This is a genomic window from Brevibacillus laterosporus DSM 25, assembly GCF_002706795.1.
Lineage (GTDB): Bacteria > Bacillota > Bacilli > Brevibacillales > Brevibacillaceae > Brevibacillus_B > Brevibacillus_B laterosporus.
On the sequence record NZ_CP017705.1, the window covers coordinates 1 to 20,726 of the forward strand.

The window sequence follows — 20,726 nt, forward strand, 5'->3', positions numbered from 1 at the left end:
TTAACCTATCACTAATTTCTGTGGTTACCGGAACGTCTTGTAAACTAGACGGATGATTTTGGATAGATTTCCATCTACAAATGACCATATGTATGTGCTAAACGATCCAAATTCATCTACAATAGCAAAATACGCCTTCGCGTTGGTAATAACGGCTTGTATTTTAAGCTTGTTTCTCACAATTCCTTCATTATTCATCAGCTCTGCTATTTTCTTGTCATCGTAGGCAATAATTTTGGATGGCTCGAATTGATCGAAAGCTAGACGATAGTTCTCTCTTTTTTTTAAGATGGTGTACCAACTAAGTCCTGCTTGAGACCTTCCATTTTATATATTCAAAGAGTAACCGATCATCGTAGACTGGTACGCCCCATTCCCATGATAATCGATGTACAAATCTTGATTACCCCACATCTTTACTTTTCCTCCTTACGAAAACGTTCTTTTGTTATCATATCGAATGTTAAACCGGTAAGCAAGAATTAATACTAAAAAAGCACCTATGCTTCATGATAAGCAAAGGTGCTTTTCCTAAAAACCTAACCTACTACTCTGCTCTTACTCAACGACTGCAATCGCTTCAATCTCTACTAGCGCACCTTTAGGCAAGGCAGCAACTTGTACGCAACTACGTGCAGGAGCAGCTTGTTGAAAATATGTATGATAGGCTTCATTTACTTTGGCAAAGTCGTTCAAATCCTGAACAAATACAGTCGTTTTCACTACATTCTTCAAGCTTGTACCCGCTTCTTCTAAGATAGCCTGCAAATTCTTCATCGCTTGATGAGTCTGTTCTTCTACTGTTTCAAATAGGTCTGCGGTACCTGGCTTAAACCCTAATTGACCTGAAGTATAAGCCATGCCATTTACTACAATAGCTTGTGAGTATGGTCCAATAGCTTGAGGTGCTTTTTCGGTATGAATAACCTGTCTGTTCATTATTGATCCTCCCCTAGATTCTTTACTCTTCGATCATTTTGCTACATTCCCCGCTATATTAAGCACATCCCATGTTCGGGAAAATGGTGGAGAGTAGCATAGATCAAGCATTCCTAAATCTTCAGTTGTCATCTTGTTGTGAATGCAGCTGCGAGCACATCAACCCGTAAGACAGCCCCTTGTTTCCCAATGATTTGTCCACCAAGAATGACCTTTGTCTTTGCATCATAATCAGTTTCACATGAATGTCTACCTGACCCGGATAATAATTGTCTGATTTTGTCAGAATATGATTGTGTTATAGGAAAGCCCCAGCTCCTTTGCTTCCTTTCTGAAAGTCCTGTACGACCTGCTTCCAAATCTAGTACCTTATGCAGGCAGAGCCTAATGTTCCGGGAAAATGGCTGTTATGACCCACAAGATTTTCTCCTACAATGCGCCCTAGTTTATTGGCTGTGGTGGCTAACGGGATGTAGACTGATTGCTTTTTTTACCAAATGATAGACCGTGGCACAATCCCCAGCGGCATAGACATCTGGAAGAGATCTCTCCATGCCCATTAATTACAAGCGCTCCATTTCCAGCATAGTAATCCCTGTCTCTTTAAGAAATTGCGTGTTCGGACGCACACCGGTAGCTATCACTACGATATCAGCTGGATATTGACCCTGATCCGTTATTCACGCTCTACTCTCATTTCTCCGACAAAACCCTGCACACGCTCTTCCGTATGTAAAAGTACACCTTTACGAAGAATTCCTTCGGACATGATCTCGGTGATTTCTTCATCGAATGTTTCAGGAAGCACACGGCTATCTGCTTGGATCAATCGTACCTCTTTCCCTAGATTTTGCATAGCTTCCACGACTTCCATCCCGATATAACCCCCACCGATGACCACTACTCGTTTATAATCAGGCTTCATTGCTATTTCTTTTAAGGCTACACCATCCTGCATACTCTTTAGCGTGAAAATGTTCACAAGGTCTTTGTTATCAAACGGAGGTACAACCGCAGACGCTCCCGTAGCAATCATAACCTTGTCATATTGATCATCAAACTCTTGATCGGTTTTTAACGATTTACTCGAATGGTTTTCGTCTGTGGATGAAGCGAAGTCACTTGATGCTTCGTATGGACCAAAATCCCCGAATCTGCAAATTGCTCTTTTGTACGGGCTATCATTTGGTTAGGGTTCTCAAAGAAATTTCCCACGAAATAAGGCAACCCACATGCACCAAACGATACCTCTTCCGTCATTTCATAGACAATAATCTCTGGCGTCTTTATGCATTCGCTTTGCTTTAGCTGCCGCACTCATACCGGCTGCAACGCCACCAATAATAATAATTTTCATCCGCTGCTCTCCTTTTGTATGCTATAATATGCTATTTACCCCAATCAAAGGGATTCTAACAGCTAGCATTGCCACCGCAGGACGAGTGCATCCATGTTATTTCTATTGTTATCGAGTTTTGCAGAATATTTCATTTTTTGATTCATAATTCCATTTTTTAAAAATAACAAAATAAAAAATGCTATACTAAAAAACAAAACAACAAGTAAGAAAATGAGGGAGAGCTTTGAAAAATTATCAAACCTTATTATTTGATGTAGATGATACACTTTTAGATTTTGGTGCAGCAGAAAACTTAGCGTTACACTTCCTTTTCAAGGATCAAAACATTCTCTTAACCCCTGAAATTGAAGCACGTTATAAAAGCATAAACCAAGGTCTATGGAGAGACTTTGAGGAAGGAAAAATAGATCGAGATGAGGTAATAAATACACGCTTTTCCATTCTACTTAAGGAATATGATCAAGAGGTTGATGGAGCCTTATTGGAGAAAAACTATCGTAGCTACCTAGAAGAGGGACATCAGCTGGTTACTGGGGCCTTTGAATTAATAACAAGCCTTCACAGTCATTATGATATATATATTGTTACGAATGGTGTTTCCAAGACTCAGTATAAACGCTTACGTGATTCAGGATTATATCCGTTATGTAAGGATATTTTTGTTTCGGAGGATACTGGGTTTCAGAAGCCAATGAAGGAATATTTTGATTACGTCTTTGCCCGAATTCCTAATTTCTCCGTAGAAAAAGGCTTACTGATCGGAGATTCCCTAAGCGCGGATATAAAAGGCGGACAGCTAGCCGGTCTAGACACCTGTTGGTTCAATCCCGAATTGAAACCTAATGACACTGATATTGTGCCAACCTATCAAATACAAAAGCTTGATGAGCTTTATCGAATGTTAAAAATCAACTCAACAATCCTTTAAATTTCATTTATACCGAAAATTTTTTACATGATCTTACCTATCATGTAATCCATAAATTGCCACAATTGACCCACTTATAGATTACATGATAGTCCTTGTTTATTTCTTTTGCTTCTTAACCATCATCTCAAGCATCAGCTCATCCATTTTGCCAGAGCCTTCATTCCCTAGTCGGCAGAAGTTATCAATGGTTTTTTCTAATCCTTCATCAATAATCCCATTTGTTCCCGGTACCCCCATCCCCTGTGACGCCAGCAGAGCTGATTGTACGGCTGCTCCTGTACAGGTAGACACCTTCATAGCACAGCCTGCTTTTGCCCCATCACAAAGCATACCTGTTACATTTCCAATCGTATTTTGAATGGCAAAAGAGATTTGATTGAGATTACCGCCGAGTAGATACGTAATCGCCGCAGCCGCGCTAGCTCCCGCAACAGTCACCCCACACAATGCAGATAATCTACCGAATTTTGATTTAATCCAAATGGCTACTAAATGACTAAAGGTAACGGCTCGAATCATCTGTTCATCGGATGATCCCAATTTGTCTGCAACAGCTACCACCGGCATGGTTACAGAGATTCCCTGATTCCCGCTACCCGAATTTGACATAACCGGTAGCATGATTCCTGCCATCCGTGCATCTGAACCTGCGGCAGTTAATGACATGGCATGAGTAATTAAGTCATCAGACAATAATCCCTTGGCAACATTATCCTTGAGGATTTTACCGACTTGTAAACCGTAGTTGTTTTTCAGACCCTCGTTGCAAATTGCTCTATTTAGCTCAATACTTTGTTTGACCAGAGTCAGATCATCAAGAGGTATTTCCATAACAAATTGATAGATACTATCTAGTGTCAGGGTTTCACATATGTCTTTTTCTTTTCCGCCCTGCTCATGATAGTAATCGCATTCCTTTTCAAATACAGTGGCTCCACTCACTTCAATCCGTCTGATCTCTGTATGCATATCTTCTATGATCACTTTGGCGTAATCAGAGGCTGTGTGGACAGTTACTTCAATGTATAGTTTTTTGGGAGTGTCCGCTAATTGGATCGTGACATTACCAGCTTCAACGAATTCGAGCGCCTGTTGTTCAGCTTCAGGTACGACATTCTTCAATACTTCCAGCTTTCGCTCATGATCGCCTGCCAAAAGCACCTAATGCAGACACAAAATCTATGCCGGTTTGTTGCATACCGGGTATTCCAACTGCCATAGCATTTTTCATCACATTAGCACTAATTGTTACATCAATAGAGGTAATGGCGGCTTCCAGATAACTTTTGGCGACAGAGGCTGCCCAAGCAATCGCTACAGGCTCCGTGCACCCAAGAGCAACAACCAATTCTTTTTCTAATAGCTGTACAATCTTTTTGCTCATATCTCTCATAGCCGTCTTCCTTTTCGTTAAAATAAGTCCTTCTCTTCTTCTTTGATTTTGTGTAAATACCGATAAATAGTAGGTTCTGAGGATTTTAATTGCTTAGAGATCGCATGTACCCCGCCTTTTAACTGAAAAGCACCCTGATGGTACAATTTTTTCACAATCTCCATTTTCTCTTGCACCGTCATCCGTTCCGGTGGAGTTGGTATATCCATCATCGTTTGATGGATCATGCTAGCAAGTACATCCTCCGCCTGACCATGCAGGTGCTCCGGCAGGTGTTCTGTATCTCTACGTCCTGTTTGATCTACCTCCTGCTGTTGCTCCCCGATGTGTAAAAAGCTATCGATCCACTCTTTTGCTTTTTCAAAATGTTCCACATCCGAATTGACACAAAGCACACCGATTAGTTCATTTGCTGGATTTTTAATGAAATAGCTCCATGAACGAAAAACCTTCCCATTTTTACCGTATGCCTTATAGTTTGCAATAAATTCCTTTTTTAAATAGGTCTTATCCTGTAGCACCTGTAAGACCAGATTCGTCGGTGCATCCCCTATTTTTCTCCCACTAATATGTCCATTCTCAATCGCGATAATAGAGGTTTCCTGCTGTGATAAGTCGTGTAATACAACCTCTGAGTGCTTGCCGAGAATGGAGGCGATAAAGGAGACGAGTGGAACATACATCTGTAATACTGTTTTATTCTGCATGCTGTATTTCTCCGTTTTCCATCATTGTTAGCGATAAAAAAGATAATAAGATTTTATCATCACAATAATATTTTTTCTACATGTTTTGGTCCCTAAAACTGTTTGAAGATGATGTCAATCCAGCCTATCTCTTCTTCCCTACATCCCCCTCCCTACTTCCCTTCTCCCTTTTGTACAAAATAAAATGGATGGATTGCGTTTGTCCATTGAGTTACTGAAAATCATCCTTTATTATTCATTTAGTTGCTGATAATGATAATCATTACTTTAAAATAACATGAGCATGCTGGAGGAACGTGTACAATGATTCAAATCCGAAAATATATCGTTAATTTTTGTATGATTGCAATGATTGGAGCAGTGTCAGTGGGCTGTGGTAGCCCTTCAGAAGAGCAGAAAAGCAGCACAGAAAAAATTTCGATACAAACCATTCCCAAAAATACACCTACCCCTTCTGAGAACGCAAAACCAGATATGAAGGATACAACTGTTTCTACACAAAAATATACAGATTATAAAGGGCATTCTGTAGTGATTCCTGTTGCACCACAACGCATCATTTTTGCTGGCGAAACATTTAGTGATTTAGTAGCCCTACAGATAAATGCTGTCGGTACGTCCTCCAATTGGATTACAGACACAGTTTATGAAGATAAAGTCAAACAACACACTGTAGATGTCGGCTTTCCAATCAACCTTGAAAAAGCGTTGGGTCTTGAACCAGACTTAATTATTATTGGAAGTACAGATGAAAAGGAATACGAACAGCTTTCTAAAATTGCACCTACGATTATGTTCGATACCTTTGCACCGATGGACGAACGTATCACTTTATTAGGTAGCATTGTTGGGAAAGAGCAACAAGCAAAGGAGTGGCTGGCTGGTTACCATGCCAAGGATAACAAGATGTGGGATGAGTTACATGCAGCAGGGATAGGAAATGACGAGACTGCTTCTGTGTTCACCTATTATCCTGGAAATCGGTTATTTGTCATGGCAAGCACAGGGCTTTCACAAGTGCTATACCAGCCAAATGGCTTTAAACCAACCGCACCTATTCAAGAAATATTGAACAATAATACAGGATTTAAAGAAATATCCATGGAGCTTCTGCCAAAATATGCCGGTGATCGGATTTTTATCCTCGTTCCTATCGCTGATGAAGCGAAGAGATCTACAGATGATTTACTAAAAACAGCAATTTGGAAGGAGCTACCTGGCGTAAAACAGGGACATGTCTATTCCCTTGATATCGTTAAATCTGGTAGTGATGCTTTAACAAGAGAATGGCTGATAGAGGAATTACCTAAGCTACTTAAAAAATAAGCTGGTTATCCCTTACAAAATATGTGAATAGAATACAAAAGAAGCTTTTCAAAGATTATTGAAAAGCTTCTTTTCTTTTTATACAATGAACAGAACTGATAATAATTCTCACCAATGAGGAGGAGAACAGATTGACTCAGCTAAAATCTACTTGTGTTCCACTCCGTTCCTTGCTTTTTCATCTATCAACTATTGAAATGATCATTAAGCCAGTAGGATGGAAGTCCGAAATTGAAACTTCTCAATACCATACCCTGTTCATTTTTAATAAGGGAAAGGGCACTATACATATCGACACGGACGTCTTTCAATTATTGCCTGAAAAATGCTATTCACTTCCCCCGGGAAGTACGCTTCAGATTGAAAATGGATACGATAGTGAAATTCAATTCTATCAGATTACGTTTACCGTAATCCAAATAGGTGAATCCCAGCATACCTCATATTCTGGAAACATCTTGCCTGACAAGCAGGAAATAGCGGTATACCCGTTCTCACGGTTAAATCGTCTTACCGAAGCATTATATGCGGGAAACAACTATAATTCAGAGCTTGAATGGTTTAAACAGCATCTTCATTTTCAGGACTTACTAGGCTTTCTGTTTGAACATAATCTTCATTACAATCAGTCGTTTCATTCAACTCTCTCAGTAGAAAACACGATTCATTATATGAAAAAAAACTATATGTACAACATTACAGTTAAACAGCTTGCACACCTAGCTAATGTAGCTCCCTGGAAATACACAACGATCTTTCAAGAATTAACGGGGAAAAAACCGCTGGACTTTTTGACCGAGCTACGCATTAACCATTCGAAGGAATTATTAATCCATTCGAACAGTCCCCTGCGGGAAATTGCTTGCCAAGTCGGATTTTCAGATGAATATTATTTCAACCGCCGCTTTCGTCAAATGACAGGGATTGCTCCTAAGCAGTATGCACTTTTGATGCGTCGTGGAAAGGCAGTTAAGGACTGGACAGGTCATGAGGTTAAAATTCCCTCGCATCCCAAACGCATCATTTATCATGGAGAAACATATGGGGATTTGCTGGCTTTAGGTGTGAAGGCCGTCGGTGGCGGATATGCTTTGATGGATCACCCTATCTATAAAGATCGGGGAATTGAAGTACAAGATATCGGCTTACCTATTAATCCGGAAAAAACGATGGCTCTCAAACCAGATTTGATTATTTTCGCTAATGCTGACGAAAATGAATATAAAAAGATTTCAAGGATTGCCCCTACGGTTACATTTAATTCATTTGCACCTCTTGCTGAACGTATTCAAACACTTGGCAGAATACTAGATAAGAGAAAAGAGGCAAAAAAATGGTTAGACGGGTATGATACAAAAGCTACTAGCATGTGGCAGCAGCTACGTTCCAAAATAAAACCCGGAGAAACCGCCTCCGTCTTTATCTATGAACATGGCAAGCATTTGTATGTCATGGGTACTACAGGTCTATCATCGGCACTTTATCATCCGCTGGGTTTTCAACCTGTACCCAAAATACAAGAAATCCTGGATTCAGGTTCAGGTTTTATTGAAATCTCGGAGGAAGCTTTGCCACTATATGCTGGTGATCGGATTTTCATGCTTTTATCAGCTAATGTGGAATCTAAACAAGCGACCGATAAACTAATGGACACCCCCTCGTGGAAAAACCTTCCAGCCGTTCGCGATGGATACGTATATCTGATAGAAGCAGAGATATGGAATTATGCGGATGCAATGACCAGAGAGTGGTTACTTGAATCTCTCCCCCAGCTCATCGTCTAGTTAGCCTAGCGCCCTTTCAGCCGTATTACAAAAAAACGAATTGGTCCTGCTAGCTAAGCAAATATTTTTCTATCAAGACATGAAAAAGCAGACAGACACTCCCTATTTGGACTTGTGTCTATCTGCTTTCTTTTTGAAAGATGATCACGATGTTTACTGCATAATTACCATACGAGCATGGCTGAAAATCCTCTTATCATACGTTGCGGTAATCATCATCATCCAATCCCAGTTGCTTGTTCTTTTCTTTAAAGCGAATATTGTGCGAAGAAACGTATGCTACTTTTGGCGCCTCAGGGTCTAGATATAGCTTCGCACTGTTCAAAGCAAGTGCCCCGTCCGTAAACGCTCCAGCAATTAATCGAACCTTACTATCATAATCGACAAAATCACCCGCAGCAAAAATACCAGGTATATTCGTTTCCAGCTTTCCATTCACAACGGCTAGCTCATCTTTCATTTCTAGCCCCCATTCGACGAGTGGACCATAATCACATTTTAGTCCATGATTAACAATCACAGCATCCACCTCGATGAGCTCAGTTTCGTCTGTTTCCATATGGGTGATCGTTACCTGTTCTATACTCTGTCCATTACTATGGAGCTGTGTTACAGCATAAGGTGTCCGTATATCTACAGAAGATTCTCTCATCATTGAGACGTTTTTCTCATGTCCGCCAAATTGATCTCGTCTGTGGACAATCGTTACTTTTTCAGCAATTGGTTCTAATTCATTAGCCCAGTCAACCGCAGAGTTACCACCACCTGAAATAAGCACTCGTTTGCCTCGGAACACCTCCAGCTCTTGAACGGTATAATGTAGGTTTGTGACTTCGTAACGATCAGCACCCTCAATCCCTAGCTTTTGCATGGTCAATATTCCGTACCCAATTGCTAAAATAATGGTTCGCGTATGGTGCTTCTCACCAGTTGCCGCAGTAAGAATAAATGTTCCATCTTCTTGTCGAGAAAGTCCTGTGATTTGTTGGCCTAGTACGATTGTTGGATCGAATGTTCTAGCCTGCTGTTCCAATTGTCCGATTAATTTTTCACATAGAATCGGGGTCACACCACCAACATCCCAGATCATTTTCTCTGGATAAATGAGCATCCGTCCCCCAAGCTCCGGCTTTGCCTCGATCAATTTCGTTTTTAGATCACGCATACCACTGTAAAAAGCGGTATACATGCCAGCCGGGCCACCCCCTATAATCGTCACATCAAATAGCTCTAGCTGTTCAGTCATATTCCTATCTCCAACTTTCTAATCATTTTCGTAATACACACAAGTAGAGAAACAAGCATGTAGCATCAATTAATAGAATTAGGTACCAAATTGTGCTTCATGCAATCTACTGTATATGCCTCCTACAGATAGTAGCTGTTGATGACTTCCCTGTTCTATAATTCCTTGGTCTGCTACTACAACGATTCGATCCGCATTTTTAATGGTTGCTAAGCGATGGGCAATCACAAGCGTAGTTCTTCCTTCTGACAGCTCGGTCAACGCCTGCTGAATAGCGACCTCTGTCTCCGTATCCAGTGCTGAAGTGGCTTCGTCAAGAATAAGAATTGGTGGATTTTTTATAAAAATTCGGGCAATAGAGAGCCTTTGCTTCTGTCCCCCTGACAGCTTAACGCCCCTCTCACCAATAACCGTATCCAATCCATCTGGTTGAGCAAGAATAAATTCATCCAGTCTTGCTCTTTTGACTGCCTCCCATATCTCATTCTCTGTAGCATGTAGCTTCCCGTAAAGAATATTTTCGCGGATTGTCCCCGAAAACAGGAATACGTCCTGCTGTACAATCCCGATCTGTCTTCGCAAGGATTCCTGTTTCAACTCACGAATGTCCACATTATCAATCATAATTTTTCCAGCTTGTACTTCATAAAAACGCGGAAGCAGGCTGCACAAAGTCGTTTTACCCGCCCCAGATGGACCCACAAAGGCCACTGTTTCTCCCTTGTTAATCGTTAACTGAACGTTATTTAGTACCTTCGTTTCATTCTCATATCCAAATGAAACATTTTCAAAACGAATTGCCTTTGTAAATACCCCCATTTCAACTGCATGAGGTGCATCCGCAATGTCTGGTTCTGTATCTAGTAATTCCACATACCGTTTGAACCCGGCAAATCCTTGCGGGTAGCTCTCTATGATAGAGTTAATTTTCTCAATAGGTCGGAAAAAGACATTTGTTAATAGCAAGAAGCCGATAAACTCACCGTATGTAAGCTCATTATTAATGACGTACCACGTGCCGCACACCATCACAAAAACCGTTACAAAACGCATCATCATATAACTAATTGACCCATTTTTGGCAATAAGCTTATAGGAAACCAGCTTCGTTAAACGAAATCTACTATTATTTACTGCGAACTTCGTTTTCTCATGCTCCTCATTTGAAAAAGCCTTCACAACACGAATGCCACCAACATTATCCTCCACTCGCGCATTGAAATCTCCAATATCAGTAAATAATTGGTGAATGGCTTCGGTCATTTTTTTATTAAAGTAGACAACAAACCAAATAATCACAGGAATGACCACAAAGGTAAATACCGCAAGTTTCCAATGAATGAACAACATCAGTGTAAAGGAACCTGTCAAAGTCATCAGCGCTATGAATAAATCTTCTGGTCCATGATGAGCCATCTCACCAATTTGATTCATGTCGTTTGTTAATCTCGACATCAGATGACCTGTTTTGTTGTTATCAAAAAAGCGGAATGACAGCTTCTGTATATGATCGAATAGTTTCTTGCGCATATCAGTCTCAATGTTTATTCCCAGCATATGTCCCCAATAGTTGACAATATAAAGTAAAAATGTATTCAGGGCATAAATAAATAGTAAGCCAAGCGATGCCCATAAAATGATATCCCATTTCCCGCCTGGCAACAGATCGTCAACAAAATAATTAACAGCAAGTGGGAAACAAAGCTCCAATAGACCTGCAAAGACTGCGCAGCCAAAATCCAGCATAAACAATCTCTTGTAAGGAACATAATAGGCAAAGAAACGTTTTATCATGTTTTTCAATAAAGCCCCCTTTTTTGTATTTCCAACCAATGTATATAGACAGTCATGCTATGCTTTCGATCGTGCCAACAGATAGAGGAAATAGGGAGCACCAATAACAGCTACCACTATTCCAGTCGGAATTTCTGATGGCTGTAACATCCATCGACCAATCGTATCTGCCGTGATGACAAGCAATGCCCCAGCTAGAGCTGCCGTTGGGATCAATATTTGATGTCGTGGTCCAACCAATCGCCGTGCTAGATGCGGTCCAATTAGTCCTACAAAGCCAATTCCCCCACTAACTGCGACACAAGCGCCAGCAAGTCCAACTGCTGCTGCTATCAAAGCCAGTTGTTCTCTTGATACAGACACGCCAAGTCCGATGGCAGCCTGCTCTCCAAGATTTAGTACGTTCATGATTCGTGCCTTATAGTACACGTATGGTAGTAAGATCAAGATCCATGGAAGTAATGACAAAACAAAATTCCAATTGGTTCCCCATATACTCCCAGCTAACCATGTTGCTACAAATTGGTATTTCTCCGGGCTGATTTTAAGTGTCAAAACGATCATGGCAGCACTTATCCCTGCTGCAACAGCAATCCCGCTAAGTAAAAGTCTCGTTGGTGAAAGTCCCTCGTATCGTTTGTAGGCAAGTGAGTAGATAAGAGCTGCAGTCAAGCCTGCACCAATCAAAGCTAAAACAGGCAATAAAAAGATCGGTGCAGCTGCTGTTGTTGGATAAAAAGAAATGAATAGCATTACCATTAAACCAGCACCTGCATTTATACCGAGAATACCAGGATCAGCTAATGCGTTCCGGGAAATTCCCTGCATCACACAACCTGATACGGCTAAGCCAGCACCAATCAAGATTGAGATCACGATGCGTGGAAGGCGAAATTCAAACAAGATTAAATTCTGCTTGTCTGTACCTGCTCCAAACAGCGTTTGTAACAATTCCAGTGGAGACAATCGAATAAATCCCGTATTCATACTTAAAATAAAAGCAATGATAATCAGAATGCTAAATATAAATATCACCGTGAAGCCACGTTTTAATCTAAGCCGTTCTGTTTTCGTAGTCGTTACACTTTCCATAACCTACAGCTCCCTCCTTTCCTTACGTGCCAGATATAGAAAGAACGGAACACCTATGAGTGCTATTAATGCCCCAATCGGTGTCTCAAAGGGAGGGTTAATCATTCTGGCAGCTAAATCAGCGAAAACCACCAGTAAACTTCCAAGTATAGCTGAGCAGGGAATGATGTACCGATAATCGACCCCCACTACATAACGGGTTAAATGGGGGATAATAAGCCCCACAAAGCCTACTGCACCAACTACCGAAACCGCTGCACCGGCTAAAATTAAAACAAGAAGAGTCCCAACCAGCTTTACCAATAAGGTTTTCTGACCAAGTCCTCTTGCGATGTCCTCACCAAGACTAAGCATGGTAATCGAACGAGATAAAGCAATCGCTCCTATGATCGAAACAGCAATCCAAGGAAACATGATCTGAAGCTGAATCCACTTCGTCCCTGCCACGCCCCCAGCATACCAAAATGCTAAATCCTGACCGATGCGAAAATAAAGGGCTATTCCTTCGCTTAGTGCTGATAATAAAGCACTCAGTGCTGCACCGGCTAACACGAGACGAACTGGTGTTAATCCGCCTTTAGCCAGCGAGCCAATTCCGTATACCATTCCTGCTCCTACACCTGCACCAAGAAACGACCACAAGATCAAATACATAAATGGCAGTCCTGGAAAAAAGGCAAAACAAAGTGCCAGAGCAAAACCAGCTCCGGCATTTATTCCTAGCAAGCCGGAATCTGCTAACGGATTTCGGGTCATTCCTTGCATAATTGCTCCTGCAACAGCAAAACAAGCCCCAACCATAGCTCCTCCAAGAACACGTGGTAAGCGAAGCTCTTGTATAATTTGGTGTTGAGTACTATCTGGATTAAATGAGAAAATAGCTTCCCAGACAACAAGGAAATGAATATCGGCTGCCCCAAAGGAAACGGATAAAATAATAGCTAGTACTAGCAAGCTAAGACCACCGATTACTATCAATGTCACTGCCCACGGACGAGAACTCACATTGATGTTATGGATGTCTGTAACTGCTACTTTACTTACATTGGCCTTTTGACTCATTCGTGCCACCTTTTCATCAATGTAATATGTAAGTTGTTCTGGTGTTTAGACAACTTCATGATCAAATGGTCTCTTCCACGTGATCATGTGAAAAAAAATCCCTCCTGATCTCACCATTTAATGAAAGTGATTCTCATTTTCACTTTAATGATTATAGATCACTGCCATCATTCATGACAATGGACAAACTGAAGGATTTTTTTGTACAAAATGAATAATTGATATCATGTCTCGGCAAAAAAAAGACTCGATCGTTCAAAACGACCAAGCCTTTTACTATCTATATTCTGATTATCAATCACCTAACATCTATCAATTTCACTCACAAGTTTACTCTTCTGTAAACAATCTCGAGCGTGTTAAGAATCGAACACCCTCTGGTCCCTCCAGCGAAAACATTCCTCCGCGTCCTGGAACCACATCAATAATCAGTTGGGTATGCTTCCAATATTCATACTGAGCTTCACTCATATAAAAAGGAGTATTGCCGATCTCTCCAAGCAGTACATCATGATCGCCAATTAACAATTCTCCCGCAGGATAACACATCGGAGAACTACCATCACAACAGCCCCCAGATTGATGAAACAGGAGGGGACCATATTTGGCTGTAAGCTTTTCAATTAAAGCGAGCGCTGCATCTGTTGCCAACACCTTTGGCTGTACCCCCATGTTATCCCCTCATCCCATGTTGTTTGGCTACTGCCTGTTTAAAAGAATCCTAATGCTTGATCACTATAGCTTACCAGAAGATTTTTTGTTTGCTGATAATGTGACAGCATCATTTTATGGTTTTCTCGCCCAATTCCAGATACTTTATAACCACCAAAGGCGGCATGTGCTGGATAAGCATGATAGCAGTTAGTCCATACACGTCCTGCTTCAATAGAACGTCCAAAGCGGTAGGCTTGATTGATATCCCTTGTCCATACACCTGCCCCTAGTCCATATAGCGTGTCGTTTGCGATAGACAAGGCTTCTTCTGGATCAGAGAACGTCGTCACGCTCACTACTGGGCCAAATATTTCTTCTTGGAAGATTCTCATTCGATTGTGTCCTTTAAACACAGTCGGCTTGACGTAATATCCTCCTTCCAATTCACCTCCCAGCTGATTTCGTTCTCCACCAATCAAGCACTCTGCCCCTTCAGCTTTTCCAATTTCTAAATAGGACAGGATTTTTTCAATTTGTTCGGATGAAGCCTGAGCACCAATCATGGTTTCTGTGTCCAGAGGATTCCCTTGTTTGATGGAGGCAACCCGTGCCAGTGCCTTCTCCATAAATTGATCATAGATGGATTCCTGAATAAGCGCACGGGATGGGCATGTGCATACCTCTCCTTGGTTGAGTGCAAACAAGACAAATCCTTCAATCGCCTTGTTTAAAAAGGCATCATCTTTCGCACATACATTTTCAAAGAATATATTTGGCGATTTACCACCTAGCTCCAATGTCACAGGAATAATATTTTGCGATGCATATTGCATGATAAGTCTTCCTGTAGTCGTTTCACCTGTAAAAGCAATTTTAGCAATACGATTACTCGATGCAAGCGGTTTACCTGCTTCTAACCCAAAACCATTGACCACATTAACTACCCCTGGAGGTAATAAATCACCGATTAGTTCCATGAGCACTAGGATTGAAACCGGTGTTTGTTCTGCTGGCTTCAGCACCACGCAATTACCGGCTGCAAGCGCTGGTGCTAGCTTCCACGTAGCCATTAACAACGGGAAGTTCCACGGTATAATTTGCCCAACGACGCCAAGTGGCTCATGAAAATGATAGGCAACTGTATCCTGATCAATTTGACTAATTGAACTTTCCTGCGAGCGTAAACAACCTGCGAAATAACGGAAGTGATCAACCGCAAGTGGAATATCCGCTGCTAGGGTTTCTCTCACAGGTTTTCCATTTTCCCATGTCTCAGCCACCGCAAGCATCTCTAGGTTAGCTTCAATTCGATCGGCAATTCTATTTAGGATCGTTGCGCGTTCCGCTGGGGAAGTCCTGCCCCACGCATCTTTGGCTTCATGAGCTGCATCAAGTGCCAGTTCAACATCCTCGGCACTTGATCTGGCTATTTCACAAAATGTTTTTCCAGTAATCGGAGTAACATTATCAAAATATTCTCCATGAATAGGTGCTACCCATTTACCACCAATATAATTGTCGTATCTAGTTTTAAACGTTACCTTGGCTCCTGATTGATTCGGATTTGCATAAATCATGGGAAAACCTCCTTCACATCCTACAAATAGGGTTGATAGTTTTACCTTATGCTCATTCTCTATAAATAGTATCGTAATTTTCAGAACTTTGTAAACAAAAACAGAGAGTTTGAGACTTTATTCGACAAAAAAGGGCTATCCCATAAACATGTGATAACCCTTTCGTTTCGTCTTTCCACCTATGTTTGTAAGAGCTTGCTTGCCAACTCTTCCATTTCTACAATTGTAATCTGCTCACAAAACTGATCCTTTTTTGTACACACGGCTATTTTATACATCTCGTCCACATGAAAAGCCCGACAATGATAACCAGTAGGCATTTGATCAGCGTATACCGTAGCTCTATTTGGGGACTTATACTGAATCGTAAAAGAATCAAGCGGTAAAGAAAGTCCCTTCCCCACTGCTTTAATATAGCTCTCTTTATACGCCCAATATCTAAAAAAACATTCTAGTTGATCAGCTTCAGGTAACAAGAATAAGTCTTGGCGCTCTTGTTCAGAAAAAAATCGGTCAGCAATTTGTAAGTTAATTGGTTTGATTTGTTGGACATCAATACCAATTGGGTAAGCACTTAAAGCAGTCACTACCCAGCTAGCAGAATGCGATACATTAAATTCGCACGCACCCTCCCCCGTAACAAATGGCTTGCCATATGCATTTGTCTCATATCGAATCTCTTTCGGCAAAAGACGCATCCGTTGAGCCAATTGCACGCGCACCAGTACCTCCCCAAGCAAGGAACGCCATTTATCCTCCGTTTTAAGATAGCGATTCACTTTTTCTTGACGGTCAAACGGAAGCAGAGAAAGCAACTCCCGATACAACTCTTCTGTATACGTATCGGGTACTTTTATCGCAAACACTTTCATGGCAATGTAGCTATCTCCTCTCCAGCTTTCTTACTTACAATCCGATACACTTCTTGTAGGACTCCAATCATCGCAGCTTCTTTTCGGACAGCAAATGCAGGTGGTCCCCAGATTAAAAGCAGTTGCTCAGGTAGAATATTCTCTTGCGCAAAAGAAATAGTCATCGCTGAAAAATGAGGGGCTGTCTGAAAAAAGGAGCCGTGGTCAACCGCTCTACGCAAAAACACTGCCCCCACTTCCTCATCGATACCTGTATCCAATAGTTCAGGTAAAGGGGATTGCTCTAGTAGGCTCGATTTTTCTTGGTGTACCACGCCTTCTCCCGCAAAGGGTACGCTTTCTGGCAACCACTGCTCCCGAAAACCACCTATAATATCAGAACGCTGTAGCCCAAGAAATGCTAAAAAGACAAATGGGTCATCTTCCGCTTCCGCTAGCAGTTGATAATACAACGCGTATACATGTTTGCAATAACCAACCATATCGGGGCAACTACAATGAGCATTCCATTCCTCTAGCGAATCTGGAAGAACTTCTAATCCTTGATCAACTAGAGTAGTAGCGAGTTCTTCGGAAAATGTCCCGCCTAATAACTGAGCTGTAAAAAGAGGAGATTGTCTAATCATATATAAAGCTTTATCGCGGCTTACATGCATCGATTTTTTGGGGCTAAGTGAGACCGTGTAATGTGCCTGATTCGCCCCTGTTACCTTTGCTTTTATGCCAGCATCAAAGGCTTCCCATTCTAGTACTCCGCCTTCTTTTGCTTTTGTACGTCCACGCTGATTCCGCTGTGCCCCACCCGCCTTTCGAATCAATTCTTTTAAGCGGGCGACCCACTCAATCTGTACGCTCGATTTTTGCGGTTTCACAACAAATCATCCTCCTCTTGGCAGATCAAATCCTCACGTAGCTCAAATAAGGAGTGTAACTCATTTGCAGATAACTCGGTAATCCACTGTTCCCCAGAATGAATGACCTGTTCTGCCAATTCCCGTTTCGATTCCATCAGCTGATCAATGCGCTCCTCTAGCGTTCCCTGACAAATTAACCTGTGCACATGCACATTTTTCTTTTGACCGATGCGATATGCCCGATCGGTCGCCTGATTTTCGACGGCAGGGTTCCACCAACGATCAAAATGAATAACGTGATTTGCTCTGGTTAAGTTCAGACCGACACCGCCAGCTTTTAGTGACAAAATAAAGATACGCGGTCCCATACCAGACTGGAAGCGATCTATCATATCATCACGCTCTTGTTTACTGACCCCTCCATGCAAGAAGAGAACTTCCTCTTGTAAAACCTCACGAAAATGCTTGGCAAGCATGTTTCCCATGTCTACATATTGCGTAAATAGTAACACAGCCTCTTGTTGCTCCATTATATCGTGAACAAGTTCAGTCACACGCCGTACTTTACCAGAACGACGATCTAAATGATCGGCAGACTGGTGTAAATAAAGGGCTGGATGGTCACAAATTTGTTTAAGATGAGTTAAAGTAGCAAGGACATACCCACGACGTTGCATTCCTTCTACCGAATTGATTTTTTGCATCATATGATTAACGGCTGCTTGATATAAGGTAGCCTGTTCCTCTGACAGTGTGCAATATGTTTTACTTTCGATTTTTTCTGGTAAATCCACAATAATGCTAGGATCTGTTTTTAAACGCCGCAAGATAAACGGTTTTACCAATTTCCGTAGAGATTCCATACGTTCCTGCTCACGATATCTTTCAATAGGTAACGTGAATTGAGTGCGAAATTGCGTTAAAGTTCCTAAGTAACCCGGGTTTAAAAAATGGAAGATCGACCAAAGCTCACTTAGCCGATTTTCAATTGGTGTACCTGTCATCGCAATTCGATGTTGAGCATGTATTTTCATGGCGCTTCTCGCCTGTTTACTTTTACTGTTTTTGATATTCTGAGCCTCATCTAACACCAAATAGGACCATTTGATTTCCATTAAATCATCTAAATCACGATTGACTAAGGAATAAGAAGTAATCACAACATCATGTTCAGCTACTTTTGCTTGCAGGTCTTTTTGATGCAAGCGTTCTGGTCCATGGTGCGTATACACCCGTAGTGTTGGGGCAAATCTTTCAATTTCTTTACTCCAATTATTCATCAATGAGGTCGGGCACACGATTATAGCCGGTGCTGATAGCTTCTCTGCCATTAAAACTGTAATCATCTGTATCGTTTTTCCCAGCCCCATATCATCTGCCAAACAGACGCCAAAGCCTAATTTTGACATGAGCTGTAGCCATGCATACCCACGTTTTTGATAGGGGCGCAACACTCCTTGCAGACCCTGTGGGGTGTCAATATGGTCTAAATTCTGTTCTAGTCGTCCATGTAATAAATCATCAAGCGCTATAGGAAGTTCGAAATCAACAACGGGAATATCTTGCCATTCATCACTTGCTTCCATCTCGGCCATCAAATAGAGCATATCGTGAAGCGTGATTTCATCTTGCTCTGCTCGTTTTAAATATTGCAACATCCGCTTAACTGATTCTTGATTTACTTCTGTCCATTCCCCTCTTAATTGGATAAAAGGGAGTTTAGAATCTGCAATTTTTTCTAACTCGGCCAAGCTTATTTCTTGGTCCCCCAAAGCTGCTTTAGCATCAAAACGGATGATTTCATGTAAACCTAAACGATGAATTACAGCTGATGAATCCGCTGCGTAAAGGGAGTGATCCTGCATGACTCTAAGCTTTAAGCCTAACCGTTTGCGTCCACGCTTTAACCACCAAGAAGGTAATTGAACACCAACTCCTTCTGCTTGCAGGCGTGGGGCTATCTCTTGTAGAAAATGAAAAGCCTCGTGTACAGGCAACTGTATTTGTTCCACCAATCCTTGGCGCAGCACTGCTGCTAACGCTGGCATGTGTAAAGACGCACATCCCAATTGTTCCAACAAAAATTCTTGGGCTCTACCTAACCACTTTCCAAAAAAGGCTACAGCCTCACCAGATCCCAACCAAATATCCTTAACTGAAATAAGACGAGAAGGTTCTGTCACAGGTTGTAGATACACATGCAATGTAAAAATAGACTCTCCTACTTCTAATTCGAGCTGTTGAGGAGGTTCCAGACGTAAGTACAGACGCATTGCATACTGCCCCACACAATCCCGTTTATTCCGTCCTTCTCCTTTTGTCCACATATCTACTTGCTGCTTAAAGCTTTGCAGCTCTTTCGTTGTTCCCTCAATGGGTTCCATAGCCCGAGTGAGTAATCCTCGTAGCCACTGTAAAGAGAAATCTCCCTTACCTTTGCTGAGCTGTTGACGTAACTCTTCGCTTTCCAAATCCAGCCAGTCAAGTACGGTAGTTTGTATTGCATTTTGTAAAAAATCCGATTGTATGTGGTGCGGATCTGTCATGATGTCGCTTCCACCTGTCTTTTGTGGGTCATACGCTCGACAGATGGCAGGCATAGTAAGCGCCAAAGTATGCGAAAATGTGCGCACTTCTTCCTTGGTCAGGTCTATATCCCAACTGGCGTCTGCCACTGCATAGCCGTACCGTTTTCCTTTACGTACCTGTACACCTGGTCGAATATTTGCATGCCATAGCATATGTAGGACAAATTGAGCTACTTTTTGGTAGTAGCGCAGGCTATCACCTTGAATAAAACCGCTATGCTGTAACATTGCTTCATCCGTCTGCCACAGGAATGGTAAAGCTTCCTTCATGGTAATACTTAGTCCATTAATCTGTTGTACCATCAATTTTGGTTTATTGGACGGGTAATACTCACCTTGATCAAACCAATATGGAACTTGAAAAGTACGGATGCCCACTTTTCCAGACTTCATCAATTTCATCTGTTGTTCGGTCGACAATTGTTCCATCCAATTACTGACGGGTACAATCTCGCCGCCGCGCAAACAGAAAAGAAAAAAAGCATCTGGTAACCAGATACCGTGCAACGTCGTCATTGATGCCCTCCAGCTTTTAGTAAAAGGGTTA

General features: G+C 41.7%; 16 protein-coding genes and 2 pseudogenes. 3 read left to right on the forward strand and 15 right to left on the reverse strand.

The window, feature by feature from the left end:
* Position 1 precedes the first annotated feature (1 nt).
* From BrL25_RS00005 to BrL25_RS25360, 4 genes and pseudogenes are all read right to left on the reverse strand, one after another.
* Positions 2-414, reverse strand: a pseudogene (locus tag BrL25_RS00005) (DNA-3-methyladenine glycosylase I); the annotation flags it as partial.
* Positions 415-558: 144 nt separating this feature from the next.
* On the reverse strand, positions 559-939 hold the full coding sequence (locus tag BrL25_RS00010) for a RidA family protein (RefSeq protein WP_018670568.1): 381 nt from the start codon (positions 937-939) through the stop codon (positions 559-561).
* A gap of 676 nt (positions 940-1,615) precedes the next feature.
* Positions 1,616-1,975 carry an FAD-dependent oxidoreductase gene (locus BrL25_RS25355; protein ID WP_236848083.1) on the reverse strand — a complete coding sequence of 120 codons (360 nt, stop codon included), beginning with the start codon at positions 1,973-1,975 and terminating at the stop codon, positions 1,616-1,618.
* A gap of 38 nt (positions 1,976-2,013) precedes the next feature.
* Complete coding sequence (locus BrL25_RS25360) at positions 2,014-2,256, reverse strand: hypothetical protein (protein ID WP_236848084.1); 243 nt, start codon at positions 2,254-2,256, stop codon at positions 2,014-2,016.
* A gap of 266 nt (positions 2,257-2,522) precedes the next feature.
* Between BrL25_RS25360 and BrL25_RS00020 the strand changes: the two genes are divergently transcribed.
* Positions 2,523-3,227 carry a YjjG family noncanonical pyrimidine nucleotidase gene (locus BrL25_RS00020; protein WP_018670566.1) on the forward strand — a complete coding sequence of 235 codons (705 nt, stop codon included), beginning with the start codon at positions 2,523-2,525 and terminating at the stop codon, positions 3,225-3,227.
* A 99-nt stretch (positions 3,228-3,326) separates the two neighbouring features.
* On the opposite strand, the pseudogene BrL25_RS00025 reads toward BrL25_RS00020, so the two are convergent.
* Positions 3,327-4,623 (reverse strand): annotated as a pseudogene (locus tag BrL25_RS00025) (L-cysteine desulfidase family protein).
* 17 nt (positions 4,624-4,640) lie between these two features.
* Positions 4,641-5,330, reverse strand: a complete 690-nt coding sequence (locus BrL25_RS00030; protein WP_018670564.1) for a helix-turn-helix transcriptional regulator — start codon at positions 5,328-5,330, stop codon at positions 4,641-4,643.
* Positions 5,331-5,633: 303 nt separating this feature from the next.
* Between BrL25_RS00030 and BrL25_RS00035 the strand changes: the two genes are divergently transcribed.
* On the forward strand, positions 5,634-6,656 hold the full coding sequence (locus tag BrL25_RS00035) for an ABC transporter substrate-binding protein (RefSeq protein WP_018670563.1): 1,023 nt from the start codon (positions 5,634-5,636) through the stop codon (positions 6,654-6,656).
* A gap of 131 nt (positions 6,657-6,787) precedes the next feature.
* Positions 6,788-8,440: an ABC transporter substrate-binding protein gene (locus BrL25_RS00040; RefSeq protein WP_018670562.1), complete on the forward strand. Its 1,653-nt coding sequence runs from the start codon at positions 6,788-6,790 to the stop codon at positions 8,438-8,440.
* Between the two features lie 196 nt (positions 8,441-8,636).
* Here the strand turns inward: BrL25_RS00040 and BrL25_RS00045 are convergent, their stop codons facing one another.
* The 9 genes from BrL25_RS00045 to BrL25_RS00085 form a co-directional block, all read right to left on the reverse strand.
* Positions 8,637-9,686, reverse strand: coding sequence for an NAD(P)/FAD-dependent oxidoreductase (locus tag BrL25_RS00045; protein ID WP_018670561.1), 1,050 nt, complete (start codon positions 9,684-9,686; stop codon positions 8,637-8,639).
* 78 nt (positions 9,687-9,764) lie between these two features.
* Positions 9,765-11,480, reverse strand: a complete 1,716-nt coding sequence (locus tag BrL25_RS00050) for an ABC transporter ATP-binding protein (protein WP_026315059.1) — start codon at positions 11,478-11,480, stop codon at positions 9,765-9,767.
* 57 nt (positions 11,481-11,537) lie between these two features.
* On the reverse strand, positions 11,538-12,572 hold the full coding sequence (locus tag BrL25_RS00055; protein ID WP_018670559.1) for a FecCD family ABC transporter permease: 1,035 nt from the start codon (positions 12,570-12,572) through the stop codon (positions 11,538-11,540).
* Between the two features lie 3 nt (positions 12,573-12,575).
* The gene (locus tag BrL25_RS00060) at positions 12,576-13,634 is read right to left on the reverse strand and encodes a FecCD family ABC transporter permease (protein ID WP_018670558.1); all 1,059 of its coding nucleotides are present in this window, start codon (positions 13,632-13,634) and stop codon (positions 12,576-12,578) included.
* Positions 13,635-13,964: 330 nt separating this feature from the next.
* Complete coding sequence (locus tag BrL25_RS00065) at positions 13,965-14,306, reverse strand: DUF779 domain-containing protein (protein WP_018670557.1); 342 nt, start codon at positions 14,304-14,306, stop codon at positions 13,965-13,967.
* A 38-nt stretch (positions 14,307-14,344) separates the two neighbouring features.
* The gene (gene adh, locus BrL25_RS00070) at positions 14,345-15,865 is read right to left on the reverse strand and encodes an aldehyde dehydrogenase (protein WP_018670556.1); all 1,521 of its coding nucleotides are present in this window, start codon (positions 15,863-15,865) and stop codon (positions 14,345-14,347) included.
* A gap of 179 nt (positions 15,866-16,044) precedes the next feature.
* Positions 16,045-16,737: a 4'-phosphopantetheinyl transferase family protein gene (locus BrL25_RS00075; RefSeq protein WP_018670555.1), complete on the reverse strand. Its 693-nt coding sequence runs from the start codon at positions 16,735-16,737 to the stop codon at positions 16,045-16,047.
* Positions 16,734-17,609, reverse strand: a complete 876-nt coding sequence (locus BrL25_RS00080) for an SWIM zinc finger family protein (protein WP_018670554.1) — start codon at positions 17,607-17,609, stop codon at positions 16,734-16,736. Before BrL25_RS00080 ends, BrL25_RS00075 begins: the two co-directional genes overlap by 4 nt.
* Positions 17,606-20,695: a DEAD/DEAH box helicase gene (locus BrL25_RS00085; protein WP_018670553.1), complete on the reverse strand. Its 3,090-nt coding sequence runs from the start codon at positions 20,693-20,695 to the stop codon at positions 17,606-17,608. Before BrL25_RS00085 ends, BrL25_RS00080 begins: the two co-directional genes overlap by 4 nt.
* Between the last annotated feature and the right edge of the window lie 31 nt (positions 20,696-20,726).